Here is a 24,943-nt window from a genome sequence, read left to right on the forward strand (position 1 = left end):
TGGACAGAAGTGTCGATGCCAACGAACGCTCACTTCTTCCAGGAAGCGGCTGGCATAGTCCATCCCGTAAGGGCCGGAATCGTCGGAGAAGTTACCGGCGTTTTAACAGCCCTCCGAGGAAACTTCTCAAATCCTCGGCGACTCTCTCCGGGCACTCCCAGAGCACCAGATGGCCTGTCCCCTCGTAGATCTGCAGTCGTGCGCCCTTGATACGGCCGACCAAGGTTTCCTGATGCTGTCTCGGCACAAGGTGATCGTGGGCGCCCCAAAGTATCAGCGTCGGGACGGAAATGTCGCAGGTCTTCGTCGGAGGGTCGGCCTCGTAGAATCCCCGCAGTGTGGCCTTCCAAATCGCGGCTGGCATGGCGAGACCGTCCTGCACACGGTCCTCAATGTATGAGGTCGGCACGGCGTGTAGCATTCTGTACCAAGCCAAAGACTCACGAACCCAGTTCTCTGAGATCGGATCGGTGAGCTGCTCGACATCGGCCGCAAACGGTGGCCTGCCGCGGAGCGTCAGGGGTGCGCCTACCAACGTCAGGGATGCAACAAGATCCGGATGCGACACAGCGAGTTGTTGGGCAACGTAACCACCACTGGATGAACCCAGGACATGTGCAAGTTTGACGCCGAGGGCCTCCAGCAGGGCCACGATGTCCTCAACAACGTCGGAAAGCAAGTAGCCGTCTGTCGGCTTGTCAGCCGCACCATGACCCCGCAAGTCAGGTGCCACAATCACCAACCCCGGGAGTGCCGCAATGAGGCGATCGAAACTCCGCCAGGATTCGCCCCAGGCGTGCAAGAGCAGCAGTGGCCTGCCGCCGTCGTCGACTGTTTGCTCCAGGTTCCCCTGCACAAAACAGGGCACGCTGATTCCGGTTTTCAACGACACGGTCCTGACTTCGGACTCCATGGCCTCAGCGTACGCTCGCCCCGCCGCTGGCAGGAAGGCAAGTGCTAACCCCGCCCGACCTCCCACGCCCGCACTCCATCCGCGATCTCCTCCGCATGCGTGTGGTGGAGGTAATGCTCGCCGGCGATGGGCACCACCGTGCCGTCGGTGACGCTCGCGGCCTGGCGGCGGTGCAGCTCGAGCCACTCCGGGTTCTGTTTGTTCTCCGCAACGGCGAACAGCAGCAGCGGCAGCTCCTTCGGGAAGCCGGTTCCCAAGGCACGCTGGAAGTTCCTGCCTATGTGCTCCATCTCGTTGAGGTACGTGGGCGCCATCGAATTCCGGTTGGTGAGCATCTGCATTTGATCGCTCGCATAGTCCGAGTAGGCAGGGTTGTTGTCGTCTGCGAACGCGATAGCAGTGACCACCCGCAGCAGGCCAAGGTTCTTCGCCACTGACATCAGTGCCGTGGGGAATTGTGTATCGGTGCCCGGTTGCCCGGGGACGGAAGTATCGATGCCGACGAATGCGCTCACCTCGTCGGGGTAGCGTTTGACGTAGTCGATGCCGTAGATGCCGGCGATCGAGTGTCCCATCAGGATGAAGCGGTTGACGTGGAGGGACTGCAGCGCGCCATGGACTTCCTGCACGATGTTCTCAGTGGTCCGCTCACGGTCCGTTCCGTCGCTCAACCCATAGCCCAGAGGTTCCACCACAATCACTCGATGGTCCTTGGCAAGCTCCCTCACCAAGGGCGCGAAGTCGAGAACTGGCGACGACGTTCCAAACCCCGGCAGGAGGACGACGTCTTTGAGCCCGCTACCGGTCACCAGGACGTTCATCTTGCTGCCGTTCACATCTACACGCTGGCCATAGGACTCGATCTTGCTGTTCTCGGCGTTGCTCGCGACCACGTTCACCACGGTGGTGGTCGCCAACCCCAGCGCCACCACGGCTCCAATGGCGGAGACTGTCACGAGCAATTTCTTAACTGACCTCTTCAAACATCCCTTTCCAGCACGCGCCGTGCGCCCTGTATCCAGCCTTTCGTTTCACGGCCGCGGGCGCGTCACCCCAGGGTTCTCACTTGGGTACGCCTTTCGGGGTACGGGGGCGTTCTCGTCAGGATGATGACCACCGCACCGCCCCCGCGTTAAGACCGCATCAAGATTTCCCACCACCGCATTAAGGAACCGTAAGGAACCCCTTTCCGCCCTTTTTCGAGGAGTTGACTGACATCAGCCCCCAAAGAAAGGGGCACTGATGAAAGGACGTTCCAGTGGCCGACGTGGCTGTTGTGGTGATTCTCCTGGTCTGCATGGGAATCGTGATGTGGGTGGCCCACCTCTTGGGCAAGATGGTCGACGGCGAAGGCCCGGTGAGTGGGCGATGACCGCGGACGCCATCATGTGGGTCAGCCTGTTCGTCCTCGGCTTGGCCATGGCAGGGTACCTGCTGGCAGTGCTCATCAACCCGGAAAAGTGGTGACACCGGGTGGTCTTCAGTACTGCATCCTTCATCACCCAGGTCGCCGTCCTGGTGCTGGTTCTGGCTCTGCTCCACAAGCCCCTGGGCACGTACATGGCCCGGGTCTTCTCCAGCACCAAGCACGCAAAGCCGGAACGGATCTTCTACCGGCTCGCGGGGGTCGACGCCGGGACTGAACAGAGCTGGTCTGTGTATCTGCGCAGCGTTCTGCTCTTCTCGCTCATCTCTATTCTGGTCATCTTCGCGTTGCAACGCCTCCAAGGCGTACTCCCCGGCAGCAACTCGCTGCCCGGCGTTGACCCGTGGGTCGCCATGAACACGGCCATCTCCTTTGTCACCAACACCAACTGGCAAACGTACGTGCCGGAGGCCACTGTGGGCATCTTCGTCCAGATGTGCCTGCTGGCCGTGCAGAACTTCCTGTCTGCCGCCGTCGGAATCGTGGTGGTCGTCGCCCTGATCCGTGGCATCGTGAGGACCAAAACCGACCGTCTGGGCAACTTCTGGGTGGATCTCGCCCGGGCATCGTTCCGCATCCTGTTGCCCATAGCGACGGTGGCGGCCATCGCCCTGGTGATTGGCGGCGTCGTACAGAACTTCTGGTCCACCGACGTCACCAACGCGGCCACGGGCGTCAGCCAAACAATCCCCGGCGGTCCCGTGGCCTCGCAGGAAGCCATCAAAGTCCTGGGCACCAACGGCGGCGGCTACTTCAACGCCAACTCGGCCCACCCGTTCGAAAACCCGAACGTCTTCACCAGCCTGTTCCAGGTGTTCCTCATCCTCCTCATCCCGTCCGCACTGCCGTACATGTACGGGCGGATGGTGGGCGACCAACGCCAGGGCCACACCGTCGCCGCTGTGATGGGCGCTCTCTGGTTGACGTCCACGTGCCTGATGGCTTGGGCGGTTTCCACCGCACAAGGAACGGCGACGACGGCGGCCGGCGGCTTGGGTGAAGGCTTCGAACAGCGCCTGGGTCCGGCAGCGAGCTCAATCTTCGCCGCCTCCACAACACTTACCTCCACCGGTGCGGTCAACGTCGCCCACGATTCGCTGCCTCCCCTGGCCGGCGGCGTCGCGATGCTGAACATGATGCTCGGCGAAGTGGCCCCTGGCGGAACCGGATCCGGGCTCTACGGCATGCTGGTGTTGGCCATCATCGCGGTCTTCATTGCCGGGCTCATGGTGGGAAGGACCCCGGAATTCCTGGGCAAGAAGATCAGCCCACGGGAAATGAAACTCGCGGCCCTCTACATCCTGGTGACGCCCACTCTGGTGCTGGTTCTTGCGGCTGTTTCGGCGCTTCTGCCTGACGTGATGGCGAACGCCCCGGCCTCCGGACCGCACCAGTTCAGTGAATTGCTGTACGCGTTCACCTCCGGCGCCAACAACAACGGCTCAGCCTTCGGGGGCATCACCAGCTCCGGCCCCTACCTCTCGATGCTGCTGGGCGTGGCGATGCTCCTGGGCCGGTTCCTGCCCATCGCCTTGGTACTTGCCCTTGCAGGGTCGCTGGCACGGCAAAGGAAAGTCCCGGTCTCGTCCGGAACTGTTCCAACCCATGGCCTGCTGTTCGGCTCGTTGTTGCTGGGCGTGACGGTCATTCTCACGGCGCTCAGTTATTTCCCGGCCCTGGCTCTGGGCCCCCTCGCAGAAGGACTCATCAAATGACCAACTCCAGCACGGCCCCGGCCGCGGAGTCCACCAACCTTGCCAGCGGAACACCCTCCGGCGCTCCCGAAGAACACAGGCACCACACCAAGGCGCCGGCCAAGCTCAATGCAGCCACCGTGCGGGCAGCCCTCCCAGTCGCGTTCAAGAAGCTCGACCCCCGGCAGATGGTCCACTCCCCTGTCATGTTCGTGGTGCTGGTGGGAGCGGCCGCATGCACCGTAATCAGCATCCTGAAACCGGACATTTTCGGCATCGCCGTCACAGCGTGGCTCTGGCTGACAGTGCTGTTCGGGACCCTGTCCGAAGCCATCGCAGAAGGCCGCGGCAAAGCCCAGGCGGACAGCCTCCGGGCAAGCCGTCAAGGTGTCATGGCACGGCTCCGCCAGGACGACGGAACCACCAAAGAGGTGCCCGGCACAGACCTGAAGCTCAACGACGTCGTCATCTGTGAAGCCGGGGACGTCATCCCCTCCGATGGCGAGATCATCGAAGGCCTGGCAAGCGTGGACGAATCCACCATCACCGGCGAATCAGCCCCGGTCATCAGGGAATCCGGTGGCGACAGGTCCTCAGTAACCGGCGGAACCAAGGTCCTCTCCGACAGGATCGTTGTCCGCATCACCGCCGAGCCCGGGGAAACGTTCATCGACCGCATGATCAAGTTGGTGGAGGGCGCCGTGCGGCAAAAGACCCCCAACGAGATCGCCCTCCACGTCCTGCTCGTCTCACTGACCATCGTCTTCCTGGTAGTCACCATGGCACTGGCGCCCTTCGCTTCACTGGCGAACGCCACGCCGTCGCCCATCGTGTTGGTTGCCCTGCTGGTCTGCCTGATCCCCACCACCATCGGCGCTTTGGTCCCGGCCATCGGCATCGCGGGCATGGACCGGCTGGTGCAGCACAACGTCCTGGCAACGTCCGGACGGGCAGTGGAAACAGCCGGCGACATCACCACACTGCTCTTGGACAAGACCGGCACCATCACCTACGGAAACCGCCGTGCCGTGAACTTCTTCCCGGCCAACGACGTCGAAACCGATGAGCTCACCGCCGCCGCCCGGCTCTCCAGCCTGGCCGACGAAACCCCGGAAGGCCGCTCCATCGTGGAGCTCGCCGACTCCCGCGGTGTCGGGGGCCCGGACCTCGCCGGCCTGCGCACCGCCTACACGGACATTACGGTTGTGGAGTTCACCGCCAGCACCCGGATGAGCGGCCTGGACCTGGACGGGCGCCTGATCCGCAAAGGCGCCGCGTCCGCCGTCGGGAATTTCGTGACCGACGCCGGCGGCCGCCTCCCAGCCGAAGTCCAGCGCCGCGTCCAGGAGATTTCCGCCCAAGGCGGCACACCGTTGCTGGTCGCCGAAGTCACGCACGACGGCGGTGCGCGGGTTCTGGGAACAGTGCACCTTGCCGATGTGGTCAAGCCGGGCATGAAAGACCGCTTCGCCGAGCTCCGCAAAATGGGCATCCGCACGGTGATGATCACCGGAGACAACCCGGTGACGGCCAAAGCGATCGCGGCGGAAGCCGGCGTCGACGACTTCGTGGCCGAAGCAACGCCCGAGGACAAACTGGACGTCATCCGCCGGGAGCAAGGCGAAGGGCGCCTGGTGGCCATGACCGGCGACGGCACCAACGACGCTCCTGCCCTGGCGGCAGCAGACGTGGGAGTGGCCATGAACTCCGGTACGCCGGCCGCCAAGGAAGCGGCCAACATGGTGGACCTGGACTCAGACCCCACCAAGCTGATCAACATTGTGGGCATCGGCAAACAGCTGCTGATCACCCGCGGTGCGCTGACCACCTTCTCCGTAGCCAACGACGTCGCCAAGTACTTCGCCATCGTCCCGGCACTGTTCACGGCCGCGTTCCCTGGGCTGGGGTTGCTGAACATCATGGGGCTGGCCAGTCCGGCGTCGGCCATTCTCTCAGCCGTGATCTTTAACGCGCTCATCATCATTGTGCTGGTCCCCCTGGCGCTGCGGGGCGTGAAGTACCGGGCCGTGTCCGCCAACCAAGCCCTGGGCCGGAACCTGCTGCTCTACGGGGTAGGAGGTCTGATTGCCCCGTTCCTCGGCATCAAACTCATCGATCTGGTCCTCTCCCTCATTCCAGGCATCGGCTAGGAGCCAACCATGAACACCATTTCCGGATACCTTCGCCAAGCCGGGACCGCGTTCCGGTTCCTGCTGCTGGCAACCATCGTGCTGGGGTTGATCTACCCCCTGGTGGTCTTCGGCGCGGGGCAGCTGGTTGCGCCGTCCCAGGCCAACGGATCCACCGTGAAGGACTCCGCCGGGCGGCCTGCCGCGTCCGCCCTCATCGTGCAGGCTGCCGCTGACGCATCAGGCACACAGAGCCCGGAGTGGTTCCATGCGCGGCCGTCGGCAGTCAGTTGGGACCCGGCGTCGTCCTCAGCCAGCAACCTGGGACCCAACGATCCCAAACTCCTGGACGCCGTCAACAACAACCGCGCAGCCATAGCCGCTGCCGAGGGCGTTGACCCTGCCAGCGTCCCGGCGGACGCACTCACGGCCAGTGGATCAGGACTGGACCCGCACATCTCCCCTGACTACGCGAAACTCCAGGTGGAGCGGGTGGCGAAGGCCCACGGACTCAGCACGGAGGACGTCCGGACGTTGGTGGAGCAACAGACCAGCAGTGGGCTCGAGGCGTTCCTCGGCCAGCCGTCGGTCAACGTCACCCTGCTGAATCTGGCGGTTGCCCAGCTGGCCGCGAACCCGTGAGTAGCTACGGATTCAGAGTGGAAGAATGAGGCTATGGCGCGGGCGACACTGAGGATTTTTCTGGGGGCAGCACCCGGCGTCGGCAAAACGTACGCCATGCTCGAAGAAGCCCACAGGTTACTGGGCCGCGGCGAGGACGTGGTGGTGGCCTTCGCCATGCACCACGGACGCGCCGACACCCAGGCACTCACGCACGGCTTGGAGGTCCTGCCGACGCGCTCCATGGAATACCGGGGAAGCACCTTCGAAGAGATGGACCTGGACGCGGTCCTCGCCCGGCGCCCGCATACGGCGATCGTGGACGAATACGCCCACACCAACATCCCCGGCAGCCGCAACCAAAAACGCTGGCAGGACATTGAGGAACTGCTGGATGCGGGCATCAACGTCCTGTCCACCGTGAACGTGCAGCACCTGGCGTCCCTGGGCGATGTGGTCAGTGCCATCACCGACGTGAAGCAGGCCGAAACAGTACCCGACGACGTCGTGCGCCGTGCGGACCAGATACATCTGGTGGACATCTCCCCCGAGCTGCTCCGCCAGCGCCTGGGCGACGGAAAGATCTACGACGCCGATAAGATCGACGCCGCGCTCTCGAACTACTTCCGGGTGGGAAACCTGACAGCGCTGCGCGAGTTGGCGCTGCTCTGGCTGGCCGACCGGGTGGACGAAGGTTTGGCGCGCTACCGGGCCGAGAACCAGATCGAGGAGAGTTGGCCGGCCCGCGAGCGCATCGTCATCGGCCTGACCGGTGGCGCCGAGGGCGAAGTGCTGATCAGGCGTGCTGCCCGGATCCTCAAGCGGGTGAACGGCGGCGATCTGCTGGCCGTCCACGTCCGCGCTGCCGACGGTGTGGCAGCCGAGTCACCACAGGATCTGGAAGCCCAACGCACCTTGATCAAGGACCTCGGCGGCAGCTACCACACCGTTTCCGGAGAGGACCCCGCCAGGGCCCTGCTGGACTTTGCCCGGAGTGTGAACGCCACCCAGATTGTGGTCGGTGTTTCACGCCGCAAGTTCCCGGCAAGCTTGCTGGGCAGCGGGGTGGGAAGCCGCGTGGTCCGCGGCTCCGGTGACATCGACGTGCACATGGTTTCCCACCCGCTGGGCGGCCGTGGAGTGGAGCGGCCCAGAAAGCGCGAACTGGGCCGGGTGCGGGTAGCTGTTGGCTTTGCAATGGCTGTCATTGTGCCGGTGCTGCTGCAGTTGATACTTGCTGCGGCGCCGTCGCACAACATTGCCACTGCAGTGCTGATCCAGCTCACCGGCTCGGTCGCCGTGGCCTTGGTTGGTGGCTTGTGGCCCGCACTCCTGGGCGCCCTCTGGAGCAGCATTCTGGTGAACTACTTCTCCATCCCGCCCACGGGGACGCTGACCATCAGTGATCCACAAAATCTACTGGCCCTCCTGGTGTTCGCCGGTGTCTCCTCAGCCGTGGCAGCGGTGGTGGACCTCTCCGCACGGCGTTCCAAAGAAGCAGCACGGGCACGTTCAGAGGCGGCGACCTTGGCCGACCTCACGCGTGGGGCAACCACGGCTGAGGACCCGGTGCAGGACCTACTGGAACAGGCGTTGGAGGTTTTCCAGGTCAATGGCGCGGCACTCTACGTTTCGGCGGCTGATCCACAAGACCGGTCCGATGACCGGGCAGGGTGGAAACTGGTGTCAGCTGCAGGCACCACGGAGGCCAGCCCGGACGACACCGAGAACATTGAACAGGTTGACGGCAACACCAGACTGATTCTCACTGGCCGGGTCCTGCCCGCAAGCGACCGCCGGCTTCTGGGAGCCTTTGGTGCCCACCTCTCCGCGCTGCTTGAACGACGCCAGCTCGCGGCCACCCGCCGCGAAGTGGCTCGGCTGGCCGAAAGCAACACCATGCGCACCTCCATCCTCCGGGCAGTCTCCCACGATCTCCGTACGCCGCTGGCGGGCATCAAGCTCGCCGTCGGAGGTTTGCGCCAAACAGGTGTCCATTACACGGAAGAGGAAGAGCAGGAGCTGCTGTCCACCATCGATGAATGCTCAGACCGTCTGGATGGTTTGGTGGGCAACCTGCTGGACATGTCCCGTATCACCTCCGACGCCGTCAACGCCCTCATCAAACCCCACCGCTGGTATGACGTAATTCCCGCCGCCCTGCACGGCGTCGCTCCCGGACGGGTCAGGGTGGACCTGCCACCGAACATGCCCGAAGTGGACGCTGACGCCGGAATGCTGGAACGGGTCATTGCGAACATCGTTGAGAACGCGGTCAAGTACGCCCCCGACTCCGAAGTGGTGATCTCCGGGGCCACCGGCGGATTCAGCACAACGACACTGGATGGCAGGCCCGCCGGAGAACTGCGGATCATTGACCATGGCCAAGGCGTCCCGGCCAGCAATGTCCTCAAGATCTTCCAGCCTTTCCAAAGACTCGACGACGTTCCTGCCACAACGGGCGTAGGACTGGGCCTCGCGGTAGCCCAGGGATTTACCGAGGCCATGGGCGGGACCCTCACCGCAGAAGAAACTCCGGGAGGCGGCCTCACCATGTTGATCCGTTTGCCTCTCTCCACCGGCCCCGCCGTGGAACGACCTGAAACTCTTGCTTTTCCCGCCCCGAAAGGCCCCCAGTGAACACCATTCTGGTTGTCGACGACGACCCCCACATTGTCAGGGCGCTCGCCATTACGTTGAAGGGACAGGGTTACACCGTGGTGACAGCCGCGGACGGCGAATCAGCTCTTCGCGCCGCCGCCCAACGGCCCGTAGCCGTGATGATCCTGGACCTTGGCCTGCCCGACATGGACGGAAACGCCGTCATCACAGCGGTGCGTGAATGGAGCGCCGTACCGATCCTGGTCCTGTCCGCGAGGCATGGATCCAACGACAAAGTGGCGGCCCTGGACGCGGGCGCCGACGACTACGTCACCAAACCCTTCGGGTTGGAAGAACTCCTGGCAAGGCTCCGGGCAGTGCTTCGCAGAACTACGGAATCCAGCGAGAACTTCACCACAGTGGAAACCAGCTCTTTCACCGTGGACCTTGAACGGCGACAGATCACCAAAGCGGGCGAAGATGTCCGGATGACTCCCACCGAGTGGAACATCCTGGACATCCTGCTCCGGAACCCGGACAAACTCATCACCCAGCAGCAGCTCCTCACTGAAGTGTGGGGTCCGGCCTACGCCAAGGAAGCCAACTACCTGCGGGTCTACATGGCCCAGCTGCGAAGGAAGCTCGAGGACGAACCTGGCAGCCCCCGCCACCTGATCACCGAGCCAGGGATGGGCTACAGGTTTGTTCCATGAGCCATGGTGCCCCGCACCGCCGTCGTGATTCTTAAGCTTTTTCGGCAGCAGCCTTCAGGTCGGCCGCGAAACGGGTAAAGCTGCCGTCAAATGACGGAATCTTGCTGGCAAAAAGGGGGAAGACAGGGCCGCCGATTTTCTCGGCCATCTCGAAACGGGAGCGGCCATCATTGGTTTCGGTGATGGTGTACGTCCGGGTTCCCAGGGCGTCGCCCCATGCAAGCTTGGTGGGCGCTTGGAATTCCTTGACTTTCAGTTTGAACGTGCGGCTGGGGTCCAAAGTGGAAACCAAGGTGATCTTGGAGCCCGGGGCGATGTCACCATCAATGGAGACCACTGTGGAATTCCAGTTCGGGTAGTTCTTGGCGTCCGTCAACAATCCCCACACCTTGGATGGAGATGCGTCAATGACGGTGGCGACGCGCGTTTCCCGGCTGAAAGTCTTGCTGGTAGTGGTGGCAATTCCATCGGATATTTCAGGCATGGCTTCCGGCTCCTCTGCGCGGGAATGCGGTGATAGTGATGATGGTACAGCTGCGCTGCTACATTGAAACCCATGACTTGGGGACCACAAAAGATCGGTGCTGTCATTGCTGCAAGCATTGTGCTGGGAAGCTGCTTGAGTGCTTGCGTTGGGTCGCAGCCGGGTGCCACCCCTCCCCCGCTCCCCACGTGCCAGCCCACGCCGCCGTCGGCTCCCAAGGACGGAATACTGGCCGGGGTAAACCTCGACTGGGAACACGAAACCCTGGAGCAATACGCTAAAAACCTCGGCGAGCGCCCTGCAGTCACCGTGACCTTTACGGACTTCCCCATGGCGGATACCGACAAACGGAACGTCGACGCAGCCTACGAACAGATCCGCGCCAACGGCGGCACAATGCTGCTCACCCTTGAACCCAAGCTGGGACTGGCCGCTGTCACTCCAGAGGTCGCGGAAGAACTGGCATCCACGCTGGCACGCTTCAACAACGCGGGTGTGCCCGTGATCGTCAGGTTCGCGCACGAAATGAACGGCTCCTGGTATGCCTGGGGCCAGCAACCCACCGCCTACGTTGCCGCCTATCAGGTTGTGGCCACAGCAATCCACGCAAAGGCTCCGGGCAGTGCCATGATGTGGGCGCCGAACTACGGCGGCGGTTACCCCTTCAGCGGCGGCAAATATGAAGCAGTGGCCGGAACCCCGGATTACGCGCTCCTGGACACCGACAAAGACGGCCAAGTCACCGGGGCCGACGATCCGTACGCCCCCTACTACCCCGGCGACGCAGCTGTCGACTGGGTCGGTATGTCCCTCTACCACTGGGGCAACACCTATCCCTGGGGTGCCAACGTCATTCCCGAGCCGGGCAAGTTCATCCAGCAGCTCACGGGCAACTACAACGGAGCCGGCGGAAACGACCTCGCAGTTCCCGACTTCTACACGGAGTACGGCGCCAAGCGAAACAAGCCCGTCGCTATCCCCGAAACTGCGGCGCTTACCACGGCGTCCGGCGAAGGCGCCAACCCCTTGGCCATCAAAGAAGCATGGTGGGGCCAGCTCTTCGACCCCGCGATTCCACGGGACTACCCGGAACTGAAAATGATCAACTGGTTCGAGTGGGACAAGAACGAGGTAGAGGTCAAGGGCGTGGTGGACTGGACCTCCACAAAGGATCCTGAGGTGCGTGCCGCCTACACGTCAGCACTGCCGGAATGGTTCACATTTTCACCAGCGCCGGAGGCCTGCACACCCGTCCAAGATGGGGGCACCTGAGACCACTGACGGTCCATCCGCGTAACGCGGCAAAAGCAGGGACCAGTCTTGGCGGGAGTGGCCTACCATTGGCCCCATGGAGACCTTTGATCATGGCGAACACATCCGCGGGCTGCACGAACTGGTAGCCGGCTCCGCCGACATCAAAGGGACCCTCGACGGCCTGACCAGATTCGCCGCAACGGCCATCAGCCAAAGCAGCGGGGCTCCCATCGACTGCGCGGTGACACTTCGCCGTCGCAAGCGCACAGCCACGGTTGCGGGCAGCAGCGAGAAGGCAGTGGAGCTGGACAAGCTTGAGCAGTCGCTTCAGGAAGGCCCGTGTCTGGATGCCTTGGACAAGGGCCGTACGGTACTCCTTGCCGACGTCGAGACTGACACGAGCTGGCCCGAATACAGCAAGCTCCTGGCCGAACACGGCTGCCACAGCGCACTTGGCGTGCCCCTGCTGCTCGGAGAAACCTCGGAGGCCGTTCTGAACTTCTTCGCTCCGGCCCCTGGGCTTTTTACCGAGGAAGTCATTAAGGAAGCAGAAGCCTTCGCCGACGTTGCCGGCAGCACCCTGCGCCTGGCCATCCGGATTGAGGCCATGGAACAACTCAACGCGGACTTGAAGGCTGCAATGGCCAGCAGAACCGCCATCGACCTGGCCTGTGGCGTGATCATGGCCCAAAGCCGTATCAGCCAAGACGAAGCATTCCGGCTGTTGACTCAGGCCTCCAGTCACCGCAACCAGAAGCTCCGCGATGTGGCCGAGGAAGTCGTGGAAAAGGTGGCCGGAAGCGCCGACGCCAAGCTGAACTTCGAGGACTAGCCCGGGATCGCCTGCACTGCCTCCGCAAGCCAGGCCAAGGCCTCCAGCCGCGACGTGAAGAACCTGGTGGGACACGGGACGTGGCTGGTTTGTAGTTGGAACTGGACCACAGTTCGGTCAACGGGGCTCTCGCCGAGCAGCGCGATCCTCGAAGCTGCACACGGTTCTTCGAAGATTTCACGCGCCTGATGACTCAGGAATCCGGTCTGGGCCATGTCCACCAGCAGGGGCAAGGACCGGCCCTTGGCCAGCTTATTGACAGCGTCCATGGCTGCCCGGGCGTTGCCCGCGTCGATGTGCACACCGTGGTTCCACACCAAGTGCAGGAGTCCGTTTTCGAGACTAAGGACGCTGTCGTCCAGTTCAATCCGGTTCATCCTGCACCTCCTTGTGTCCTGCTGTGGCGTGGATCCACTGAACTCAGTAAAGGGCAATTGCCCGGCTTCCGCACGGGTAGCCTGTACTCACCTTTTGCCTATGACAACGAGCGAACTACCTGCCCGATTCCGCACATGAAGGAGCCCAATGAGTACCGACATCCCGTGGAGCCGCGGCGAGTGGACCAATCAGCCGGTCGCCGTCGTCGAGCATGAAACTGACCTGCTGGTGACCGCAGCTGAAAGCAGCGACGCCTGGTGCGTCACCTCCTACGGTTTCGTGCACGACACCGAACACGCGCTGCTGACTCCGTTTCCGCAGGACAGCGCCATGGAGGTCGAGTTCACCGCCGCGTTTTCGGAGCAGTTCGACCAAGCGGGGATTTTTGTCCGCGTCAGCGCCGAGCATTGGGTGAAGGCGGGTGTGGAATTCGCCGACGGCGCCGCACAACTGGGCGCGGTGGTCACCGACCGCTTCTCGGACTGGTCGTTGGCGCCCGTCCCGGAATGGAACGGCGGCCGGGTCCGCGTGCGCATCAGCCGCTCGGGCGACGCCCTGACCATCCGCGCTGCCGCCGGGTCGGGCGACCTTCAACTGGTCCGCGTAGTGCCGTTCGCACCGGAACTGACCGCGTCTGCCGGTCCCCTCGTCTGCGCCCCCACGCGAGCTGGCCTAACCGTTCCCTTCCATTCTTGGCGCGCCACTCCCCCGGACAGCCAGCTTCACTGACGCCTGACTTGCGGGGTGGGGACTTCATGAGATTATGGAGACTTCCGCAGCTAGCCGTCGACGGCGGTTGCGAACCCAGTCGGCTCCGTAACAGTCCTATGGGGGGCACATCACGGTGGAAGATACTGCAAGTCTTTGGCGTACTGACCCTTCGACATTCCGCGACGTGGTGATCAACCGCGCCGCACTCGAAGCTGCACTGGAAGGCGACTGTCCGCCCGTGGAGCGCGTAAGGTACCTGGGCTTGCTGCGACGTGACAGCCAAGCCCTGGAAGAAGGGCGCAAGCTTCTGTCCGACTCCGACACATCCGATCGCCGTGAGCTGCTCCTGATCCTGGCCCAGATCCATCAACGGCAGTACCACTGGCACGACGCCGCAGTGCTGCACGAAAAGGCACTCCGGACAGTCCGCACCCCCGACGAAGAAGCGTACGTCCGCCACCACATCGGCCGCCGCCTCTTTGACGAAGCCCGCTTCCGGTCCGCAGCCGACGAGTTCCAATGGGCCGCTGACCTCTACCGCGTCGCCGGCCAACCGGACGCCGTGGAAGAAAACCGCCAGGCCATGCGCCGCGCACTTCAGGTGCATGGCGACGAGCGAAATGGCGGACGGCCAGCCTACGAGCTGTCCTGAATCAGCGGTTTTGCCCGCAAGGATTTTCGTTAGAGGCAACGCCTTGACGTCGCACTTGCATTTTGCAAGTATGGCCGCATGAGCCTCTTTATCACGTGCCCCGTTGAGAGCGTCGAGCGCTCCACTGCCTTCTACAACGCCCTTGGCTGGACCCTCAATGCCAAGATGTCAGACCACAACGTCTCATGCTTCGAGATCGCGCCCGAGCAGTACGTCATGCTCGGCAGCCGCGAGATGTACGCGAGCGTAGGCGGTTTCGAGGAACTGGTCGGCGGACCCGACACGCCGTCGAAAGTCACGGTTTCCTTCGACCTCGGCAGCCGTGAGGCGGTAGACGAACTCACCGAACGCGCCGGCGCCGCAGGCGGCCGGGTCGGCGACACCGACGACTACCCGTTCATGTACCAGCGCCAATTCGACGACCCCGACGGTTACCACTACTCACCCTTCTGGATGAAGCCGGACACCGAACCGACCGCGTGAGCGACCTCGCCGCGGCCCTCGACAAAGTCGGCGCACGATGGGCGTTGCTCATCGTGGAACGGCTGCTCGAAGGGCCACAGCGGTATGGCGATCTGCAGCGCGACCTGGGAGTGCCGACCAACATCCTCGCTACCCGCCTCCGTGAGCTCGAAACCGCCGGAGTACTGATCCGCCTGCCCCTCAAACACAACACCCGCGCCTACGCACTGACCGATCGCGGGCTCGCCTTACGCGAGGCGATCGAAGCGCTGGCGCGTTGGGTCGACGAGAAGTGACCATGATCCGGCCTGGAGCACCACGCGTCCTGAGCACCACCGACGCCACGTGCCCCGGCCCTGGGACCGGACGGGCCGTTAGCTGGCAACGATCGTCACCGAACCGACGTTGCGGATGCTGGCCCGGACTGTCTCTTCCAGCCTGTGCCGGAGGCCGGCGACCTCTGACATGGTCCAGTGCGGATCCACGGGGGCGATGATTTCGACGTGCAACCGGTGCCCGCTCCAGCGAAGTTTTACGGTCGATTTCACCGGGGCTATGGGTGCAATGGCGTCTTCGACCCGTCCGAGCAACTCAGGATCCACCCCATCAAGCAGCCTCCGTCCGATATCCCGGGCCGTGCCCCATAGCAGGACGAAGATGGCGGCGGAGATCAAGATACCGATGATCGGGTCGGCGAGAGGGAAACCGAGCCACACCCCTATGACACCGGCGACTACAGCAAGTGAAGTGAATCCGTCTGTCCGGGCATGGACCCCGTCGGCCACCAGCGCTGCGGAGCCGATTTCCTTGCCGACCCGAATGCGGTACACCGCCACTATTTCATTCCCGGCGAACCCGATCAGCCCCGCAGCCAACACCCAGCCAAGGTTACTCAACGGCTGGGGCTGGAAGATCCTGACAACTGATTCGGCTGCCGCGACGATGGCGGAGAGAGCAACCATGGCGATGATGAAAAGCCCAGCAAGGTCTTCGGCACGGCCGAAGCCGTAGTTATAAGCCCTCGTTGCCGTCCGTCGACTCAAGATAAAGGCCACCCACAACGGAACAGCGGTCAGGGCGTCTGAGAAGTTGTGGATCGTGTCGGCCAGGAGTGCCACCGACCCGCTGAGGACGAAAACACCCAACTGGAGCAGGGACGTTACCAACAGGACAGCCAGCGAAATCTTCAGTGCACGAATGCCCTTTTTAGAGCTTTCCATGGCTTCGTCCACGGAATCCGCGGCGTCATGACTGTGCGGGACAAAGAGTCCGTGCAGGAAACCCTTCAACCCACCCGGGTGTTCATGATCATGATGGTGGTGGCCGTGACTGTACCCGTCATGACTGTGGTGGCCATCATGGCCGTGCTCGTGGCCATGTGCGTGCAGATCGGCCGCTTCAGTCAGCTGTCCCGCCCCTGACTCACGGCCGCCATCTGCGCGGCTCATGCTGCCCCACCCGCCGCTTGCTGGTGGTGGTGCGGTGGCGTTCCCCCGAGGCTGTGCTCGGCCTGGAAGATCGCGTCGGCGACCAACTGCCGGGCATGCTCGTTTTCCAGCCTGTAGTACACCCGGGTCCCCTCTTGGCGGGTGGACACCATCCTGGCCAGACGCATCTTCGCCAAATGCTGGGACACTGCCGACTGAGGCTTGCCTACCCTCTCAGCGAGCTCATTCACAGACATCTCGCCATCGCGGAGTGCCAGGACAATCCGCACCCTGGTAGCGTCCGCGAGCATCGCGAAGACCTCAACCGCCAACTCGACAAAACCACTATCGACCGACAGTCCACACTTATCTGCATTCATACGCATATTATGACACACGCGGAAAATGGGAGACCGTTGACTCCCCGCCCACCGACCGGGCGGGTGACCCTAAGCGGGCCACCCGCTCACCTTTAGGTTGAACGCCACTCCGTATTAGGCCTCGGATTTACGACCGTCGGGTCGATGACCTGGATGATCAGTGTCGCACTGTCCGCCCCGGGCACCCGCCAAACGAGCACGTCAGAACCGACGCCGGGGACCTGCGGCTGAAGCGGCAACCTTGAGGACGCCTTCACCGGGCGCCAGCGGCCTCTGACGTTCGAGCCGTCTTCAAGAGCAGCAGTCAGATCGAACGAGGATACTGATCCTTCTTCGGCCAGCTGAATATCCCTTGCCACGACCGAACTACGCCACGCCCGGGCTGACTCGCGGACTTCTTCCCATTCGACTTCGCTTTGGCCATCAGATTTCGCCTCCACGCCGGAGTCGAACAGGAAGATCCACAGGACCCCGAAACGGCAGCAACGACCATACGTAAGGTGATCAACTTCCCTCGGGCAGCAATTCATGTAATGTAATAAGCAACCTGATCATTAGCGACAAGGCGGGGGGTGCCTGAATGCCTGATATGGAACGTTGGCCGACCAGCCGGTTGCTGTCCACTGCGGCACGGCTGGTGGAACTTGCTTGGAATGAGAAACTCCGCCCGCTGGGTCTGACCTACCCGGCGGTCCTGACACTCGATGCGGTCGCGGCCGCCGGCCCCATCGCCCCGGGGAAACTGGCCCAAAACATCCGCGTGCAAGCCCAGACCATCGGACCGCTCCTTGCGAGGCTCGAGTCACGCGGCTTCATAGTCCGTGAGGCCAACCGCTTCGACCGCCGCGGCCAACTGGTCTCCATCACCGCCCTGGGCAAGGATCTGCTGGAACAGTCCCACGGCCTGGAAAATGCAGCACTTGCCAACGTAGACCTCGACTCCGAGAGCCTGCGCAAGGAGCTCATCGCTATCGTGAGGGAAACCGAAATCGGCTAGTCCAACTGATGGCCACGTGGACGTGAGCCATCCAACAAGGCAGTATGGAGTTATCGCTGATGAAGTCCGGCGCGCACAGGAGAAGTCTCTCCAAAATCCCGGGCCAGCAAAGCTTAGCGATGCCCGGACAAACAAAAGGGCATCATGAGTGAACTTCACATAGGCGACAGCCTCCCAGTAGACCTTCTGAGCTTCCAAGCTGCTGAATGCTTGGTATCCACCGGGCCGCCCGAGGCCGAGGACGTATGCGTTCTCGATGCAGGACACACAGGCAACCATCTTGCTGCGGGCGCAGACCTGGTGGTCAGGGCCGTCTGGAGCTAAAGGCAAGAGGCATGCCAAGGGCAAGCGATTCCCTTCGGGACGCTTGCCCTTGGCATTAAACTCAGGTGCCGCAGAACGTACGGTAGGGGCCAAAGCTCTCAGGTGCCGGAGTAGCGAACTTCTCCAAACCAGGGCGTTCAACGAAAGGTGAAGCGAGCGCCTCAAGCAGTTCCGCCGTCGGGCCCATATCCCCTGTTGTTGCAGCCGCAAGGGCCTCTTCCACCAGGTGATTGCGCGGAATGTAGATGGGATTCACCCGGTCCATGGCATCAGCGTCCGGCCCTACGGCCTGCCAGCGCTCCAGCCAGTCATCGAACGCGGGAAGGTCAAGGACCGCGCCGCGGACGGGTTCGGCATCGCCCCGGGCGGCCTTGCTGAGATTACGGAAGAATGAGGTGTAATCGGCCCGCGCCTCCTTGACCAACTCAAGGAGGTCATCCACCAGAGGCGAGGCACCGGCGTCGTCCATTCCCTCAGGCAACCCAAGCTTGGCCTGCATGCCGCTGAACCAGACGGCGCTGTACTGCTGCCGGAAGCCGCCCAGCGCCTCCACCGCGAGCGCCACGGCCTGCTCCTCGTCCTCGTGGATCAAGGGCACCAGCGACTCGGCGAAGCGGGCGAGGTTCCACTCGGCCACCAACGGCTGGTTGCGGTAGGCGTAGCGGCCCTGCTCATCGATGGAGCTGTAGACCGCGCCGGGATCGAATCCGTCGATGAAGGCGCACGGACCGTAGTCGATGGTTTCGCCGGACACCGTCATGTTGTCCGTGTTCATCACGCCGTGGACGAAGCCGACCAGCATCCACTCGGCCACGAGCCGCGCTTGGACCGCTATGACCCCCTTGAGCAGGGCGAGGTACGGGTTCTCTTCAGTGCTCGACGACGGGTGGTGGCGTTCGATTGCATGGTCGGCGAGGCGGCGCAGCAGTTCGATGTCGTTGCTGGCCCTCGCGTACTGGAAGCTGCCGACCCGGATGTGGCTGCTGGCCACGCGGGTGAGGATCGCGCCCGGCAGGACCGTCTCACGCGGAACCGAGTGTCCCGTCGCGACGACCGCAAGGGACCTGGTCGTCGGGATATTCAGGGCGTGCATCGCTTCACTGACGATGTACTCGCGCAGCATAGGCCCGACGACGGCCCGGCCATCACCGTTCCGCGCGAACGGTGTCCGGCCCGAACCCTTCAGGTGGATGTCGCGCAGTTTCCCATCCACGTCGGCGACCTCGCCCAAAAGGAGCGCGCGCCCATCGCCCAACCGCGGCGAATACCAGCCGAACTGGTGCCCCGCGTAGCCCTGCGCGACAGGGGTTGCAGTCTCCGGGAGGTCATTGCCGATCAGCAGCCGCACACCCTCCGGGCTCCGCAGGAAGTCAGGATCAAAACCGAGTTCGACGGCGAGTGGCTGGTTGAGCAGCAGAAGCTGCGGATCCGGGGCTTCCTCCGCGCGCCACGGAATGGCCAGCTCAGGGAAGTCGCGGGCGAACTGACCCTCGAAGGCGATGGTGGATTCGGCGGAGTGGCTCATCAATTAAGGATAGGGCGGTTTTGGGTGGGGGTGGTAAGGCTACTTAGGGACACGGACTGCAGGAGTTGGGGCGTCCGCGGGTTATCCTTCAAGCCGAATACCAATAAAACAGGGGGAAACCATGACGACTGTAACCGACTCCACTGAGATCGAAATTCAACGAAGGCTCGGCCGGTCATACAAGAAGACGTCGATCATCCTGGGCGTCATAGGGATCTTCATCCTGGGAATTCCCCTGGGCATCGCGGCCTTTATCTTTGCCCGCAAGGCGGAGGTGCAGGGGGTTAAAGCCACCCCTGGGATCGTGCTGGCGGTGCTCGATATCGTGCTCGCAATCGTGATCATGGTGGTAATGAGGCCGTTCAACATTTAGTCACGGGCAATCCGCCGGCTGGACCGCGGTCCGGTGACACACCTTTATCCATCCAAGCGAACGACCGGCAGCCTGCCTAGCATTGGGACCCAACGACTCTTAGGGAATCAGTGAATCTAAATCCGGCCTTCGGAATCATCGGCATTCTGTACGCAGTCTTCGTGATTGCGGTATTCGTCTTGGCTCTGTACGCCCTGGTCTTGACGATCATTTTCCTACGGCTGCGGATCGCCGAGCTGAAAAGGGCAGCGCGGTCAGAGGACGACTGAGAGTTTCACTAAAGAGGCGACCCAAACGCTGCACAACATGACTATGGCGACTCGATGGCTGGTATGACACAGGGAGATCTACGCATGAAGAAGCCATTGTTTGTGTTCCTTTTTGCGGCCGGAGTTACCGCTTCAGGTGTGCCTGTCGCGTGGTTGGTGCTCTCTGTTCTCGGAAAGGGCAATTCAAGTCTGGTGGTCTTGGTTGTGACGGCCCTCGTTGGAATTGGTGGAGGTGCCTTCATCGGCGCCAGGATCTGGGAAGACCGGCAGGTTCTTCGACAGCGCGCAGCGCAGGAGAACGAAGAAGAGTAGGACCTAGACCGCCGTCTCATACGCCCTGACTCTCACGTTGGTTACAAGAATTGAGATCTGGCTGCGCGTCCGGGGGTCAGTTGAGCTGCGCGAGGAGGCGACGCTCGACGCGCTCCATGACCCCCAAGAACGTAGTTTCGTCGCTGTAGGCACGGGTAAGGATTAGTCCACCCTGGATCACCGCAACGGCGTCCAGTGCGTTGCCATGAGCGTCCCCGGGGCTGAGCCCGCCGCGCTGAAGCAGTGCGGTCAACGCGTCGATCCAATCCGCGAAATATGTCTTGACCTCGTCGGCGAACGTCTCCTTCTCTTCACCGAGTGTCATTGCCGCGAACAGGCAGACGTTCTCGCGGGTAACGAAGTAGTCAGAGACCGCCTTAGTCATCGCGGAGACCGCTTCAGCGGCGTCAGTTGAGGAGCGAAGCGGTGCGAAGACCTCATCCTCGAACCAGTCGCTCACCTGGTCAAGAACCGCCCTGGCCATGTCTGTTTTCCCATCCGGGAAGAAGTGGTACAGACTGCCCCGCCCGATGCCGGCTTCCTGCTGGATTACAGACAGGGAGCTGCTCTCAAACCCTCGCCGGCGGAAAACACCGGCGAGGGCGCGGACGGCGTCCGAGCGTTCAAGAAGGGTGCGTGGCATTACAGTCCGAGTTCGCTCAGGCCAGGGTGATCCGCAGGACGGGGTCCGGAAGTGTCCCAGAAGAACTTACGCTCGGCCTCGTCGATGGCCAGGTCGTTAATGCTCGCGTGCCGGTGCGTCATGAGTCCATCCTTGTCGAAGTGCCAGTTCTCGTTGCCATAAGCGCGGAACCACTGGCCCGTGGAGTCATGGTACTCGTACGCGAAGCGGACGGCGATGACGTCATCAGTGTAGGCCCACAGCTCCTTGATGAGCCGATAGTCGAGCTCGCGTTCCCACTTGTCAGCGAGGAACTCGACGATGGCGGCCCGACCCTGCACAAACGTCGAGCGATTACGCCACCAGCTGTCCTCGCTGTAGGCGAGGGAAATGCGCTCGGGGTCCCGGGTGTTCCAGCCATCCTCGGCTGCACGGACCTTCTGAATAGCGGTCTCTTCGGTGTACGGAGGGAAAGGGGGACGAGACATGGCGGACTCCTTTGGAAAATGCAGGTTGTACCAATTGGTACAACCTGTACTAAATGGTACAACTGGAGGAAATTGTCGTCAACCCCCTTGGGGCCTGTGGACAGTACCGTGAGTCCTACTGATGGCGCGTTGTTTGGGGACAGCCCCCGATGAGAAGGTCCTCTTTACTGGCGCCGTCGCGGGCTTGCTGGCTCATTCCTTGCAACGTCGCTCCAACAAAACCAGCCATGGCATGCATGGGTGTCTGTGTCCCGGGGGATCCTGCCGGCGTCACGGTCGCGAGTGAGTACTTCCGCCATGGCCATGATGTTGTTGAGCTTCGATCTGCATCAAACATGACGTTGGAGGGGTATGTGCAGCCAAGCCGTCAGGGATTAGAGGCGAACTACCGTGTAGCGTTCAGTTCATGCCGATCGCTGACCATGACCAAGGGGCGCAGCTTCGTGAGTATCTGAATGATGCCCGGGAAGCAATCTTGTGGAAATGCGAGGGTTTGAGTGATGCCCAGGCGCGTACTCCCCTGACTCCGACAGGCACCCATGTCATGGGCCTACTGCTCCACCTGGCTGTCACCGAATCCCAATACTTTATTTCAAGTCTTGGACGGGAAATTAAGAATGTACTTATACGGCACGTTATCGAAGCAGGGGACGCTCGGGCAGACTTCCTCCCACCGCCGGATATGACGCTTGTCGACGCGGTCAATATCTATCGCGAGACCATCGTCGCAGTCGATGCAGTGTTCGATGGAGTTGAACTGAATTCACCGGCCGTAGTGGAGTGGTGGACAAAGCATCGGAAGACTACGGTGGAACGCCTTTTGGTACACATGATCGCCGAGTCTCATCGTCACGCCGGACACCTGGACATCGTTCGCGAGCAGTTGGACGGTTTCGTAGGCCTGCGTCCGTCCGCGCCGAATATTCCAGACCTCACCCCCGATCAGTGGGAAGAGCAGAATCTAGGGCTGAAAAAGTTAGCCGACGGGCATTAGTTATCGTCGGACATTCCAGGATTGGCAGGGTTCCCATCTAAGTCATTGCCGGCGGTTCAAGACCACTCTTGCTGCGCGCCCGAAAGATGCCACCTTAAGGAATGGCCACCTGTTCGTCGACCCGCTCTGTAAACGGTGGCTCGTCAGGACAGGCTACCGATTCCATGACCGGCCCTCCGGGTTTTTCCGTGTATCGCACACAGGCGCTGACAGTTCGCTGCTCAGCCCACAACCCCCACTGGTGGTCAGGTGTTCGCGGTAGTACCGGTCCGCATAGAAATTTCCGTCGGGGTCCCAGCCGTACATGTATGCGATGTTGGTTCCCTGCAACCTTGAGCGCACCGCGTTCCGATCGGAGGTATCAGCGGCTGAGGTGAACCCGGTGAACCAGTCCATGCCGTCTGCGGCGCGGTCCCGGATTGCGCTTCGTCCCAATTCTTCGATGCCAGGTCCGGCACATGAGGACAAAGCCAGCAGGACGGCCCCTGCGCAGCCAATCTTCCAGCCACGTTTCATTCATTCCCCCAAACATGAGAAGCCCCAGCCTAACCCTGGGCAAGCACAAGCAGATGGCGACGCGACCGCCGTCGGACCCTAGCGCCGTCGACCGTTCCGCACGCAGAAATTATTGGTGCCGCGTGTAATTATTCGTCCCACCCCGGAAACAACATGTACGAGCAGGCCATTCTGCTTACTCACTCCTTGGGGGAAGGACCCAGACCAATGAATTACCACCGATCCGGCCACGCCAAGACCGCCACTCTCGCATCGCTTGCGCTGGCACTGACACTCACAGCCTGCGCACCAGCAACGCCGCGGGCCAGTACTGCTATCACCCCAGCATCAGAAGCCAGCACCCAGGCCCCGGCAACGGTGGCCGACCCGGAACAGGTACTGCCGACGCCAGAACCCAGTACCGCTGAAGAAACAGGTGCTCCCATCCTGCTGGCGGCACCTTTGCCCGCCAACGAGGGCCCGCTGCCACGGCAGGAAGCTGCCACCATTCCGGCAGCGCCGGTCGCTGTTCCCCACACACCTGACGCCGCACCCCTTCCGCCTGCCACACCACTCGTCCCCGAGGTTGTTCCGGTCTCCCCGGTGGTTCCCTCCACACCTCACACTTCACTTGGTACTCCAGTGACTGGCACGTACACCTTCCCTGATGGGCACATTTCGTTTGATCTACCGGCGGGCTGGAGCGCAAAGATCGAGCAGGACGACTACAACGAAAATGCAAACCACCCTGGCGGCAAGGAGAACTCGCTGGCTGCCACTATCTTCGACGAAACCGGTGGCAAAGTCGCTCGCATCACCAGCGGAGGAACCGGTGGTCTGGTCGGTGGGCCGGTCAATCGCACCATCCTCGATGCCCAGGAACTCAGCGCGTTCGACAGCCGTGATGGAGCTTCACACTTCGTCTTCGTGAGGGATGACTATCCCTTCCCTGAATTTCCGGTCCGCTACTACATGGGTGTTGTGTCTTCTTACTTCATGACAGAGGGTCCCGACAGCACCTCCGTGAACAGCTTCATGATCATGCCGAACGGGCTGGCTACCGCGGTAGCCGAGATCGACGCGTCCATGACGCCTGAAACCGCTGAAGCATGGATGAAAAGCGATCAATACGTCAAGCTGCGGGCACTGCTGACGAGCCTTCGCTACGCTGCCTGACCACCACCAGGTCCAGATACCCGGCACGCTCATTGGGGGAGCTTGCCGGGTATCGCCGTGTTCCCAGGGTTACCGGAACAGAAAGCTGAAACTTTTTTCTCCGGTTATGTAAGAAACGCCGCTTCCCAGGACACTAAAGGGTTGACTCATCACATCGCACTAGCCCCGGGGGATCAGAACAAGGATGTTGGCTACCAGAGAGCAGGAACTGATTGCTCTTCACGCTGAACACTTCAGCCGCATCTACCAGTACATCGCGTACCGGATCAACGACCGCGAACGGGCCGAGGAATTAGCCAACGACGTGTTCCGTATCGTGTGGGAGAAGCAACCGCCGGAGCCGCCCGGTGTCGGATGGCTGATAGCTACGGCCAGGAATGTGCTCGGCAACGAATACAAAGGGCGGAGCCGTCGCGATCAACTTATGCATCGTCTGGCTGAAGAAGCCCGGGTCCAGGCCGTCACCACCGACGACGATGAGCAGCAGGCCAGCGTTGCGGAGATTCTCTCCAAGCTCAAAGACCGGGATCGGGAAATCCTGATGCTCTCCTACTGGGATGACCTGACCACCGCGGAACTGGCCGAAAGCCTTGGATGCACAGCCTCCGCTGCCGCGGTCAGGCTCCACCGGGCGCGTAAAGCCTTTGCGAAAGCCGCACCACAACACCTCATGACAGAACGGGAAGTCTAA

Annotated in this window: 31 protein-coding genes; 20 read left to right on the forward strand and 11 right to left on the reverse strand. The window is 62.2% G+C overall.

Annotated features, from left to right (window positions below):
* Positions 1-91 precede the first annotated feature (91 nt).
* Both N5P29_RS15930 and N5P29_RS15935 read right to left on the reverse strand, forming a co-directional pair.
* Entirely contained in the window at positions 92-913 is an 822-nt protein-coding gene (locus N5P29_RS15930; protein WP_262275784.1) for an alpha/beta fold hydrolase, read from the reverse strand.
* Between the two features lie 44 nt (positions 914-957).
* Positions 958-1,869: an alpha/beta hydrolase gene (locus N5P29_RS15935; protein WP_262275785.1), complete on the reverse strand. Its 912-nt coding sequence runs from the start codon at positions 1,867-1,869 to the stop codon at positions 958-960.
* Between the two features lie 412 nt (positions 1,870-2,281).
* Between N5P29_RS15935 and N5P29_RS15940 the strand changes: the two genes are divergently transcribed.
* The 6 genes from N5P29_RS15940 to N5P29_RS15965 are packed head-to-tail and all read left to right on the forward strand — an operon-like array spanning position 2,282 to position 10,097.
* Positions 2,282-2,380, forward strand: coding sequence for a potassium-transporting ATPase subunit F (locus N5P29_RS15940; protein WP_262275786.1), 99 nt, complete (start codon positions 2,282-2,284; stop codon positions 2,378-2,380).
* Between the two features lie 6 nt (positions 2,381-2,386).
* A complete protein-coding gene (gene kdpA, locus N5P29_RS15945) occupies positions 2,387-4,054 on the forward strand; it encodes a potassium-transporting ATPase subunit KdpA (RefSeq protein ID WP_262275787.1) in 1,668 nt (555 codons plus the stop codon).
* Positions 4,051-6,183 carry a potassium-transporting ATPase subunit KdpB gene (gene kdpB, locus N5P29_RS15950; protein WP_262275788.1) on the forward strand — a complete coding sequence of 711 codons (2,133 nt, stop codon included), beginning with the start codon at positions 4,051-4,053 and terminating at the stop codon, positions 6,181-6,183. Before kdpA ends, kdpB begins: the two co-directional genes overlap by 4 nt.
* Before the next feature lie 9 nt (positions 6,184-6,192).
* Entirely contained in the window at positions 6,193-6,804 is a 612-nt protein-coding gene (gene kdpC, locus N5P29_RS15955; RefSeq protein ID WP_262275789.1) for a K(+)-transporting ATPase subunit C, read from the forward strand.
* A gap of 33 nt (positions 6,805-6,837) precedes the next feature.
* On the forward strand, positions 6,838-9,423 hold the full coding sequence (locus N5P29_RS15960) for a DUF4118 domain-containing protein (RefSeq protein ID WP_262275790.1): 2,586 nt from the start codon (positions 6,838-6,840) through the stop codon (positions 9,421-9,423).
* A complete protein-coding gene (locus N5P29_RS15965) occupies positions 9,420-10,097 on the forward strand; it encodes a response regulator (RefSeq protein ID WP_262275791.1) in 678 nt (225 codons plus the stop codon). Before N5P29_RS15960 ends, N5P29_RS15965 begins: the two co-directional genes overlap by 4 nt.
* A 31-nt stretch (positions 10,098-10,128) precedes the next feature.
* On the opposite strand, the gene N5P29_RS15970 is transcribed toward N5P29_RS15965, so the two are convergent.
* Entirely contained in the window at positions 10,129-10,581 is a 453-nt protein-coding gene (locus N5P29_RS15970) for an SRPBCC domain-containing protein (protein WP_262275792.1), read from the reverse strand.
* Positions 10,582-10,653: 72 nt separating this feature from the next.
* Here N5P29_RS15970 and N5P29_RS15975 point away from each other — a divergent pair, with 72 nt between their 5' ends.
* Both N5P29_RS15975 and N5P29_RS15980 read left to right on the forward strand, forming a co-directional pair.
* Positions 10,654-11,853 carry a glycoside hydrolase family 26 protein gene (locus N5P29_RS15975; protein ID WP_262275793.1) on the forward strand — a complete coding sequence of 400 codons (1,200 nt, stop codon included), beginning with the start codon at positions 10,654-10,656 and terminating at the stop codon, positions 11,851-11,853.
* A gap of 76 nt (positions 11,854-11,929) precedes the next feature.
* The gene (locus N5P29_RS15980) at positions 11,930-12,667 is read left to right on the forward strand and encodes a GAF and ANTAR domain-containing protein (RefSeq protein ID WP_262275794.1); all 738 of its coding nucleotides are present in this window, start codon (positions 11,930-11,932) and stop codon (positions 12,665-12,667) included.
* Here N5P29_RS15980 and N5P29_RS15985 read toward each other — a convergent pair.
* Positions 12,664-13,044, reverse strand: a complete 381-nt coding sequence (locus N5P29_RS15985; RefSeq protein ID WP_262275795.1) for a DUF7793 family protein — start codon at positions 13,042-13,044, stop codon at positions 12,664-12,666. The genes N5P29_RS15980 and N5P29_RS15985 overlap by 4 nt on opposite strands.
* Positions 13,045-13,192: 148 nt before the next feature.
* Between N5P29_RS15985 and N5P29_RS15990 the strand changes: the two genes are divergently transcribed.
* The 4 genes from N5P29_RS15990 to N5P29_RS16005 all read left to right on the forward strand — a co-directional run bounded on the left by N5P29_RS15990 (position 13,193) and on the right by N5P29_RS16005 (position 15,166).
* Positions 13,193-13,774 (forward strand): DUF1349 domain-containing protein, encoded by a 582-nt coding sequence (locus tag N5P29_RS15990; protein ID WP_262275796.1) that lies wholly within the window; start codon positions 13,193-13,195, stop codon positions 13,772-13,774.
* 166 nt (positions 13,775-13,940) lie between these two features.
* Positions 13,941-14,408 (forward strand): hypothetical protein, encoded by a 468-nt coding sequence (locus N5P29_RS15995; protein WP_262275797.1) that lies wholly within the window; start codon positions 13,941-13,943, stop codon positions 14,406-14,408.
* Between the two features lie 78 nt (positions 14,409-14,486).
* Positions 14,487-14,891: a VOC family protein gene (locus N5P29_RS16000; protein WP_262275798.1), complete on the forward strand. Its 405-nt coding sequence runs from the start codon at positions 14,487-14,489 to the stop codon at positions 14,889-14,891.
* Complete coding sequence (locus N5P29_RS16005; protein WP_262275799.1) at positions 14,888-15,166, forward strand: winged helix-turn-helix transcriptional regulator; 279 nt, start codon at positions 14,888-14,890, stop codon at positions 15,164-15,166. The genes N5P29_RS16000 and N5P29_RS16005 overlap by 4 nt, the downstream gene beginning before the upstream one ends.
* A 78-nt stretch (positions 15,167-15,244) precedes the next feature.
* On the opposite strand, the gene N5P29_RS16010 is transcribed toward N5P29_RS16005, so the two are convergent.
* Entirely contained in the window at positions 15,245-16,090 is an 846-nt protein-coding gene (locus N5P29_RS16010; RefSeq protein WP_262275800.1) for a cation diffusion facilitator family transporter, read from the reverse strand.
* A gap of 27 nt (positions 16,091-16,117) precedes the next feature.
* Between N5P29_RS16010 and N5P29_RS16015 the strand changes: the two genes are divergently transcribed.
* Positions 16,118-16,291 carry a hypothetical protein gene (locus N5P29_RS16015; protein ID WP_262275801.1) on the forward strand — a complete coding sequence of 58 codons (174 nt, stop codon included), beginning with the start codon at positions 16,118-16,120 and terminating at the stop codon, positions 16,289-16,291.
* Positions 16,292-16,314: 23 nt separating this feature from the next.
* On the opposite strand, the gene N5P29_RS16020 is transcribed toward N5P29_RS16015, so the two are convergent.
* Positions 16,315-16,677 (reverse strand): ArsR/SmtB family transcription factor, encoded by a 363-nt coding sequence (locus N5P29_RS16020; RefSeq protein WP_262275802.1) that lies wholly within the window; start codon positions 16,675-16,677, stop codon positions 16,315-16,317.
* A 92-nt stretch (positions 16,678-16,769) separates the two neighbouring features.
* Positions 16,770-17,117 carry a hypothetical protein gene (locus N5P29_RS16025; protein ID WP_262275803.1) on the reverse strand — a complete coding sequence of 116 codons (348 nt, stop codon included), beginning with the start codon at positions 17,115-17,117 and terminating at the stop codon, positions 16,770-16,772.
* 140 nt (positions 17,118-17,257) lie between these two features.
* Here N5P29_RS16025 and N5P29_RS16030 point away from each other — a divergent pair, with 140 nt between their 5' ends.
* The gene (locus N5P29_RS16030) at positions 17,258-17,674 is read left to right on the forward strand and encodes a MarR family winged helix-turn-helix transcriptional regulator (protein WP_262275804.1); all 417 of its coding nucleotides are present in this window, start codon (positions 17,258-17,260) and stop codon (positions 17,672-17,674) included.
* Between the two features lie 385 nt (positions 17,675-18,059).
* On the opposite strand, the gene N5P29_RS16035 is transcribed toward N5P29_RS16030, so the two are convergent.
* Positions 18,060-19,523 (reverse strand): protein adenylyltransferase SelO, encoded by a 1,464-nt coding sequence (locus N5P29_RS16035; RefSeq protein ID WP_262275805.1) that lies wholly within the window; start codon positions 19,521-19,523, stop codon positions 18,060-18,062.
* A 121-nt stretch (positions 19,524-19,644) separates the two neighbouring features.
* On the opposite strand from N5P29_RS16035, the gene N5P29_RS16040 reads away from it, so the two are divergent.
* The 3 genes from N5P29_RS16040 to N5P29_RS16050 all read left to right on the forward strand — a co-directional run bounded on the left by N5P29_RS16040 (position 19,645) and on the right by N5P29_RS16050 (position 20,477).
* Positions 19,645-19,896: a hypothetical protein gene (locus N5P29_RS16040; protein WP_262275806.1), complete on the forward strand. Its 252-nt coding sequence runs from the start codon at positions 19,645-19,647 to the stop codon at positions 19,894-19,896.
* 110 nt (positions 19,897-20,006) lie between these two features.
* Positions 20,007-20,165 carry a hypothetical protein gene (locus N5P29_RS16045; RefSeq protein WP_262275807.1) on the forward strand — a complete coding sequence of 53 codons (159 nt, stop codon included), beginning with the start codon at positions 20,007-20,009 and terminating at the stop codon, positions 20,163-20,165.
* 84 nt (positions 20,166-20,249) lie between these two features.
* Positions 20,250-20,477, forward strand: coding sequence for a hypothetical protein (locus tag N5P29_RS16050; RefSeq protein WP_262275808.1), 228 nt, complete (start codon positions 20,250-20,252; stop codon positions 20,475-20,477).
* 76 nt (positions 20,478-20,553) lie between these two features.
* Here N5P29_RS16050 and N5P29_RS16055 read toward each other — a convergent pair whose 3' ends face one another.
* Positions 20,554-21,120, reverse strand: coding sequence for a TetR/AcrR family transcriptional regulator (locus N5P29_RS16055; RefSeq protein ID WP_262275809.1), 567 nt, complete (start codon positions 21,118-21,120; stop codon positions 20,554-20,556).
* Positions 21,120-21,587: a nuclear transport factor 2 family protein gene (locus N5P29_RS16060; protein WP_262275810.1), complete on the reverse strand. Its 468-nt coding sequence runs from the start codon at positions 21,585-21,587 to the stop codon at positions 21,120-21,122. Before N5P29_RS16060 ends, N5P29_RS16055 begins: the two co-directional genes overlap by 1 nt.
* A gap of 406 nt (positions 21,588-21,993) precedes the next feature.
* Between N5P29_RS16060 and N5P29_RS16065 the strand changes: the two genes are divergently transcribed.
* The gene (locus N5P29_RS16065) at positions 21,994-22,581 is read left to right on the forward strand and encodes a DinB family protein (protein ID WP_262275811.1); all 588 of its coding nucleotides are present in this window, start codon (positions 21,994-21,996) and stop codon (positions 22,579-22,581) included.
* A 153-nt stretch (positions 22,582-22,734) separates the two neighbouring features.
* On the opposite strand, the gene N5P29_RS16070 is transcribed toward N5P29_RS16065, so the two are convergent.
* Complete coding sequence (locus N5P29_RS16070; RefSeq protein WP_262275812.1) at positions 22,735-23,097, reverse strand: hypothetical protein; 363 nt, start codon at positions 23,095-23,097, stop codon at positions 22,735-22,737.
* 207 nt (positions 23,098-23,304) lie between these two features.
* Here N5P29_RS16070 and N5P29_RS16075 point away from each other — a divergent pair, with 207 nt between their 5' ends.
* Both N5P29_RS16075 and N5P29_RS16080 read left to right on the forward strand, forming a co-directional pair.
* Positions 23,305-24,252, forward strand: coding sequence for a hypothetical protein (locus N5P29_RS16075; RefSeq protein WP_262275813.1), 948 nt, complete (start codon positions 23,305-23,307; stop codon positions 24,250-24,252).
* Between the two features lie 184 nt (positions 24,253-24,436).
* Positions 24,437-24,943, forward strand: coding sequence for an RNA polymerase sigma factor (locus N5P29_RS16080; RefSeq protein ID WP_262275814.1), 507 nt, complete (start codon positions 24,437-24,439; stop codon positions 24,941-24,943).

Origin of the sequence: Paenarthrobacter sp. JL.01a (assembly GCF_025452095.1) — a bacterium.
In the GTDB taxonomy this organism is placed as follows: Bacteria; Actinomycetota; Actinomycetes; order Actinomycetales; family Micrococcaceae; genus Arthrobacter.

Excerpts from the sequence above, each read along its gene's own strand:
- N5P29_RS15930 (WP_262275784.1), bottom strand. The coding sequence starts at position 913 with ATGGAGTCCGAAGTCAGGACCGTGTCGTTGAAAACCGGAATCAGCGTG.
- N5P29_RS15940 (WP_262275786.1), top strand. The coding sequence starts at position 2,282 with ATGACCGCGGACGCCATCATGTGGGTCAGCCTGTTCGTCCTCGGCTTG.
- kdpB (WP_262275788.1), top strand. The coding sequence starts at position 4,051 with ATGACCAACTCCAGCACGGCCCCGGCCGCGGAGTCCACCAACCTTGCC.
- kdpC (WP_262275789.1), top strand. The coding sequence starts at position 6,193 with ATGAACACCATTTCCGGATACCTTCGCCAAGCCGGGACCGCGTTCCGG.
- N5P29_RS15960 (WP_262275790.1), top strand. The coding sequence starts at position 6,838 with ATGGCGCGGGCGACACTGAGGATTTTTCTGGGGGCAGCACCCGGCGTC.
- N5P29_RS15970 (WP_262275792.1), bottom strand. The coding sequence starts at position 10,581 with ATGCCTGAAATATCCGATGGAATTGCCACCACTACCAGCAAGACTTTC.
- N5P29_RS15975 (WP_262275793.1), top strand. The coding sequence starts at position 10,654 with ATGACTTGGGGACCACAAAAGATCGGTGCTGTCATTGCTGCAAGCATT.
- N5P29_RS15980 (WP_262275794.1), top strand. The coding sequence starts at position 11,930 with ATGGAGACCTTTGATCATGGCGAACACATCCGCGGGCTGCACGAACTG.
- N5P29_RS15985 (WP_262275795.1), bottom strand. The coding sequence starts at position 13,044 with ATGAACCGGATTGAACTGGACGACAGCGTCCTTAGTCTCGAAAACGGA.
- N5P29_RS15990 (WP_262275796.1), top strand. The coding sequence starts at position 13,193 with ATGAGTACCGACATCCCGTGGAGCCGCGGCGAGTGGACCAATCAGCCG.
- N5P29_RS16000 (WP_262275798.1), top strand. The coding sequence starts at position 14,487 with ATGAGCCTCTTTATCACGTGCCCCGTTGAGAGCGTCGAGCGCTCCACT.
- N5P29_RS16010 (WP_262275800.1), bottom strand. The coding sequence starts at position 16,090 with ATGGAAAGCTCTAAAAAGGGCATTCGTGCACTGAAGATTTCGCTGGCT.
- N5P29_RS16015 (WP_262275801.1), top strand. The coding sequence starts at position 16,118 with ATGACTGTGCGGGACAAAGAGTCCGTGCAGGAAACCCTTCAACCCACC.
- N5P29_RS16020 (WP_262275802.1), bottom strand. The coding sequence starts at position 16,677 with ATGAATGCAGATAAGTGTGGACTGTCGGTCGATAGTGGTTTTGTCGAG.
- N5P29_RS16030 (WP_262275804.1), top strand. The coding sequence starts at position 17,258 with ATGCCTGATATGGAACGTTGGCCGACCAGCCGGTTGCTGTCCACTGCG.
- N5P29_RS16035 (WP_262275805.1), bottom strand. The coding sequence starts at position 19,523 with ATGAGCCACTCCGCCGAATCCACCATCGCCTTCGAGGGTCAGTTCGCC.
- N5P29_RS16040 (WP_262275806.1), top strand. The coding sequence starts at position 19,645 with ATGACGACTGTAACCGACTCCACTGAGATCGAAATTCAACGAAGGCTC.
- N5P29_RS16050 (WP_262275808.1), top strand. The coding sequence starts at position 20,250 with ATGAAGAAGCCATTGTTTGTGTTCCTTTTTGCGGCCGGAGTTACCGCT.
- N5P29_RS16055 (WP_262275809.1), bottom strand. The coding sequence starts at position 21,120 with ATGCCACGCACCCTTCTTGAACGCTCGGACGCCGTCCGCGCCCTCGCC.
- N5P29_RS16060 (WP_262275810.1), bottom strand. The coding sequence starts at position 21,587 with ATGTCTCGTCCCCCTTTCCCTCCGTACACCGAAGAGACCGCTATTCAG.
- N5P29_RS16065 (WP_262275811.1), top strand. The coding sequence starts at position 21,994 with ATGCCGATCGCTGACCATGACCAAGGGGCGCAGCTTCGTGAGTATCTG.
- N5P29_RS16070 (WP_262275812.1), bottom strand. The coding sequence starts at position 23,097 with ATGAAACGTGGCTGGAAGATTGGCTGCGCAGGGGCCGTCCTGCTGGCT.
- N5P29_RS16075 (WP_262275813.1), top strand. The coding sequence starts at position 23,305 with ATGAATTACCACCGATCCGGCCACGCCAAGACCGCCACTCTCGCATCG.
- N5P29_RS16080 (WP_262275814.1), top strand. The coding sequence starts at position 24,437 with ATGTTGGCTACCAGAGAGCAGGAACTGATTGCTCTTCACGCTGAACAC.